The sequence below is a fragment of the Amycolatopsis sp. NPDC004378 genome (assembly GCF_053602455.1).
Genome location: NZ_JBSGDR010000057.1, coordinates 1 through 5,200 on the forward strand (window position 1 = coordinate 1; position 5,200 = coordinate 5,200).

General features: G+C 69.6%; 4 protein-coding genes. All 4 read right to left on the reverse strand.

What is annotated here, in order from left to right; translation table 11 throughout:
- Window positions 1–50 precede the first annotated feature (50 nt).
- The 4 genes from ACWEN0_RS49935 to ACWEN0_RS49950 all read right to left on the reverse strand — a co-directional run bounded on the left by ACWEN0_RS49935 (window position 51) and on the right by ACWEN0_RS49950 (window position 5,143).
- Window positions 51–1,673, reverse strand: coding sequence for a phospholipase C (locus ACWEN0_RS49935; RefSeq protein ID WP_451988799.1), 1,623 nt, complete (start codon window positions 1,671–1,673; stop codon window positions 51–53).
- A 30-nt stretch (window positions 1,674–1,703) separates the two neighbouring features.
- Entirely contained in the window at window positions 1,704–2,861 is a 1,158-nt protein-coding gene (locus ACWEN0_RS49940; protein ID WP_451988800.1) for a Dyp-type peroxidase, read from the reverse strand.
- Between the two features lie 136 nt (window positions 2,862–2,997).
- Window positions 2,998–4,155 carry an EfeM/EfeO family lipoprotein gene (locus ACWEN0_RS49945; RefSeq protein ID WP_451988801.1) on the reverse strand — a complete coding sequence of 386 codons (1,158 nt, stop codon included), beginning with the start codon at window positions 4,153–4,155 and terminating at the stop codon, window positions 2,998–3,000.
- A gap of 205 nt (window positions 4,156–4,360) precedes the next feature.
- Window positions 4,361–5,143: an ArsR/SmtB family transcription factor gene (locus tag ACWEN0_RS49950; protein WP_451988802.1), complete on the reverse strand. Its 783-nt coding sequence runs from the start codon at window positions 5,141–5,143 to the stop codon at window positions 4,361–4,363.
- Between the last annotated feature and the right edge of the window lie 57 nt (window positions 5,144–5,200).

Here is a 5,200-nt window from a genome sequence, read left to right on the forward strand (position 1 = left end):
GGCGGTTGGAACCGCCCTGACCACTCACGACGAGCCGCGGCTGACCCGGGTCAGCGGTGCACGACCGCGCCCGTCTTCGGGTCGAGCGTGACCTTCTTGGCCTGCGGCCACCAGAAGTCGAACATCCCGTTCAGCGAACCCGCGCGGGTGTCGAACGACGAGTCGCCGATCCGGCCGGTGAACCAGTTGTCCTCGATGAACTTCAGCACCGAGGTCTGGTCCGTCAGCGAGTGGTCGACGTGGTTCACCTTGGCGTACGGCGAAACCACCAGCAGCGGCAGCCGCGGGCCGTAGCCGCAGCGGTCGGCGTAGCCGCCGAGGGACGCCGGCTTGCCGGTGCAGACCGCCTGGTCCTGCGCGGCGTCCTGCGAGCCGTTGACGATCTTCGACGCCTGGTGGTCGTACCAGCCGTCGGAGTCGTCGTAGGCCAGCACGATCGCCGTGGACTTCCACTCCGGGGACTGCTGGATCTTGTTGATCTCGCTGACCACGAACTGCTGCTCGTCCAGCGGGTCCGAGTAGCCGGCGTGGCCGTCCTGGTACTCCGGCGCCTTCAGGAAGCTCACCGCGGGCATCGAGCCGGCGCGCAGCGCGTCGTCGAAGTCCGAGGTGTCGTACTGGTGGTTGGCCCGGTCGGTCTGGCCGATCGCCTGCACCGACGACGGCGCGAGGTGCTTCGGGTTCGCCGTCGACTGGTAGTACTGGAACGGCTCGTGGTGCGGGCTGTAGTCGACCGCCGCGTTGCCGCCGACGTTGGTGTGCTTCTGGCCGCAGACCGCGAAGCCGTTGGCCGAGCCGGTCGGCCGGAAGCCGCCCTGGAACCAGCCCCAGGTGACGTGGCGCTGGTTGAGCAGGTCACCGACGTTCTTGCCGCTCAGCGTGGCCAGGTTGTCGGTGCTCGTGTGGTTCTTGTCCGAGCAGTCGTCCCACGCCGGGTCCGGGTCGTTGATGACCGTGCCGACGCCGTGCGCGTCCGGGGACACCACGGCGTAGGAGTCGGTGGTCGGCTCGTGCGTCACCGAGGTGACCGCCTGGGCGCCGTGCGTCTGGCCCGAGATCAGGTTCAGCGCACCCGGGGTCGACGGGCCGAACACCGTGTTGAACGAGTTGTCGTTCAGCGCGTAGTTCTGCGCGTAGTTCCACATGCCGGTGACGGTGTTGCCGTCGTAGTAGTCCATCACCAGGCCGGGTTCGCCGAACAGCACCGGCTGGCCGGTGCACTTGTCGGTCTCGGTCTTCTCGACGAACTTGTCCATCTTGCCGCCGTTGAAGGCGGCCTGCTCCGCGCCGTAGTTGTGGTTCTGGTCGCAGGTCAGCGCCTGTTCGTGCGTGAGCCGCTTTGGGTCGTACGCGTTCGGGTTGTCCGTCAGCAGCTTCTTGTCGAGGCCGTTGACCTTCGGCGTGTTGCGCGCGGCCTTGAACGGCGTGCCGTCGGTGTTGGCCGCGTTCGGGTACGTGCCGAAGTAGTGGTCGAACGAGATGTTCTCGCCGAAGATGACCACGACGTGCTTGATCGGCGTCGAGGTCGGGATCCAGTGCGCGGGGAACAGGTTCAGGGGCTGGGCTTCCGCGGTCGTCGCGGCGGAACCGGTGACGACGGCGAGTGCGGCCACCGAAGCGAGTGCTCCGGCGCCCAGCAGGCCGCGCCGTCGCCGGCGGGTTCTCTTGTCCACAGTGGATTCCTTTCGTGGTGGGACGTTCAGTCAGGTGAGCAGGGAGCGCCCGAAGTGGTCCTCCGGGCCGGTGACGCCCGGCAGCGCGAAGAAGTAGCCGCCGCCGAACGGGGAGATGTAGTCGGTCAGGGGTTCGTCGGCCAGCCGCGTCTGGACCGCCTCGAACTGGCGCTCGAGGTCCTGCTGGTAGCAGACGAAGATCAGGCCCATGTCGAGGTTGCCGTTGGTGTCGATGCCGCGGTCGTAGTTCACCGCGCGGCGCAGGATCCGGCTGGCGTCGGTTTCCGGCGTGCGCGGGTTGGCCTTCCGGATGTGGCTGGTCAGCGGGATGACGGTGCCGATCGGGTCGTCGGCGTACCGGGGGACGTCGGTCTCGGCGGTGCCGTCGAGCGGCGCGCCGGTGTCGCGCCGGCGGCCGAACATGTTCTCCTGCTCGGCGAGCGAGACCCGGTCCCAGAACTCGACGAGCATCCGGATCAGCCGGACCACCTGGTAGCTGCCGCCGGCCGCCCACGCGGGTTCGCCCGCTGCGGACGTCCACACGAGACGGTCGAAGTCGGCTTCCTCCGGGTTGGTGGTGCCGTCCTTGAAGCCCATCAGGTTCCGCGGGGTCCCTTCGGGACGCGGCGGGGAGCTGAACCCGTTGAGCTTCCAGCGAAGCTGCATGCCGCCGCGGGTGGCGCGGGCGATGTCGCGCAGCGCGTGCAGCACCGTGTCGGTCGAGTTCGCCGACAGGGTGAGGCTCAGGTCGCCGTGGCACTGCGCGGGGTCGAGGGCGTCGTTCGGGAACGTCTTCATCGGCTTGAGCTTGGCGGGCTTGAGCTTGGCGAGCCCGTACCGGTCGTCGAACAGCGACGAGCCGACGCCGAGGACCACGCCGAGGTCGCCCCCGGGCACGACCGGCCCGAGCACGCCGGAATCGGCGGGCGGCGCGGTGATCCCGAGCGCGGCGGGTGCGCCGCCCCCGGTCAGGAACCGCGTCCGGTCGGTGATTTCGCGGAAGAGGTCGGTGAGCTCGCTCTTCGACGCGGCGACGACGTCGAACGAAGCGACGATCGTCTGCGTCGGCGGCTTCCGCAGGATGGCGGCCTGGTTCCTGCCGTGGAAGGCCACGGGCGCCGTGCTGTCGGTGACGGCGGCGGACGCGCCGAGCCCGGCCCCGGCGGCCACGGTCAGGCCCGCGCCCATCGCGGCCCGGCGGAGGAAGGAGCGACGCGGCAGGCCGGCCGGGTGCGGTACGGGACAACGGGATTCGCCGGTCACGAGAGCCTCCCCGGCCGGTTCGTCGCGGCACCTCGCGGCGCGGTCCTGGGAAGCCCGGCCCTCACGAAACCCTCCTCGGCTCGGCGATGGCGGCGATCGGCGCCAGCAGCTCGGTCAGCTCGCTCACGTCGGCGTTCAGCTTCTGCCGGTCCTTTTGCGACAGCTGCGCCAGCGGGGTCCAGCTGCCGTCGCGTCGCTTCGCGGCGTCCAAAGCGGACTGCGTGCGCGTCAGCCAGCTGTCCACCTTGGACAGATCGGGGTACCGCGGCGCGAGCAGCGGGCGCAGCACGTCCAGCACCGCGCGGGTGCCGTCGAGGTTGGCGCGGGCCGTCGCCAGGGTGGTGCCGCTGCCGTAGTCGGTGCGGCCCGTCAGCTCGAACTGCAGCGTGTTCTCCATGATCTCGTGCGCGCGCAGGCCGAGGTCGTTGCCGTCGACCTGGCTGTCGCCGAAGGACTTCCGCAACGCCTGGGCGTCGGTGTCGAGCTGGTCGGCGACCCCGCCGAGCGCGCCCATGTCCTCGTTGTGCCACAGGCCCTGCTCGAGGCGGTGGAAGCCGGTGAAGCCCGGGTCGGACGTGCCGCCGGGGAGGCCGTCGGCGGTGCCGTTGAGCGCGCCGTCGGAGTCACCGAACGCGTCGTACGCCGCGCCGAGGCGCTCGTACGTCAGGTGTGCCGTCAGCCAGGCCGTTTGGCTAGCCGCGCGGTCGCCGCCGTGGACGGCGTTCTTCAGCGCGCCCGTGTTCGCCACCAGCTCGTCCAGCCCCGCCGTGACGTGCTGCTGGTAGGTCTTGAGCGGCCCGAGCAGGTCGTTGTGCGTCACCGGCGCGACGCCCGGGCCGGTCCGTTCGGCGCCGCCGCTGACCTGCACGGCCGGCCCGACGATCGCGCTGGCGTCCTCGGGCAGGCAGCGGAACGCGTAGCTGCCGTTGCCGAGGTTGACCTGCAGCGGCCGGGTGGTCGCCGCGCCGAGGCCCTCGACCTCGCCGTAGATCACGCCGGTCGCCGGGTCGATCAGGTCGACCTCGGCCGTCACGGACCCGGTGTTGTGCAGGCGGAACGTCTGCGGCCCCGGCTTCGGGTCCGACCAGCCGGTGCCGCACGCCGAGCGCGACACGGCGATCTCGGGGTCACCGGCGGACGCGCTGTCCGGCCAGAACGCGACGACGGCTCCGGCCGCGGCGGCCACGACCACGGCCGCCACGATCCAGCGGGTACGCACTGACCCCGGCACGCACACTCTCCCCGTCACTCGATCGGACCATCACCGATCACGGATTATGCGAGCCTAGCCGCCGGAAATCCGCATCGGATGGCGACGATCGGCGGGAATTCACCTGGACTTCAGCCGGTCGCTCACGAAAGAGGGATGAATCAGACGTTTCCCTGTGTCAGTTCTGTCCGGTTGGGACGATTGGTCCGGTTGGTCACGCCGCGGGCAGCGGGGATCCGGTCTCCAGCAGGGTCTTCAGGCTGGAGAGCAGCGCGGGCCAGCCCTGGCTGCACATCTCGAGGGTGGTGCTGCCGGGGTCGAAGCCGTCGTGCAGCACGGTCAGCTTCACCGCGTCCCCGTGCGGTTCGAGCGTGAAAGTGACCTTCGAACGGCTTTCCCGTTGCAGTTTCGCGAGGGTTTCCGCGTCGACGCCGTTTCCGTCCGCCCATTCCTGGGTGAAGGTGTGCCAGGTGTAGGAAAGGCGGCGGAACGGGTCGGATTCGAGGACGACCTGGTCGGGGTGGCTCGTTTTCGCGCCGCTTTCCGCCCAGGTCATCGGCGCGCCTTTTTTCCAGTCGGTTTCGAACTCGACGCCCCAGTACTGGCGGGTGAACGCCGGTTCGGTAAGCGCTTGCCAGAGTTTTTCCGGCGTCGTGCTGATGTAGGTGGTGTACGCGAATTCGTTCATCGGAGTGGACTCCAGGGCTCGTTTGAGATCGGCGAGCGCGCCGGCCCGCCGGCGGTCGTAGCGGGTCATCCAGCGCTCGGCGATCGCGTTGATCGGCGCGGCGTCGAGGTGGTGCAGCTTTTCGCGGCCGCGCCAGGTCGTCGTGACGAGTCCGGCCGCCTCGAGCACGGCCAGGTGCTTGCTCACCGACTGGCGGGCCATGTCCAGTCCCGCGCACAGTTCGCGCAGGGTCTGCCCGTTGCGCTCGTTGAGCACGTCCAGCAGTTGTCGCCGGCTGGGGTCGGCCAGTGCCTTGAACGCCTCGTCCATCGCGCCTTCCCGTGACATGCAGCCGTTTGGCTGCCTATGCACGATAGGCAGCCAAAC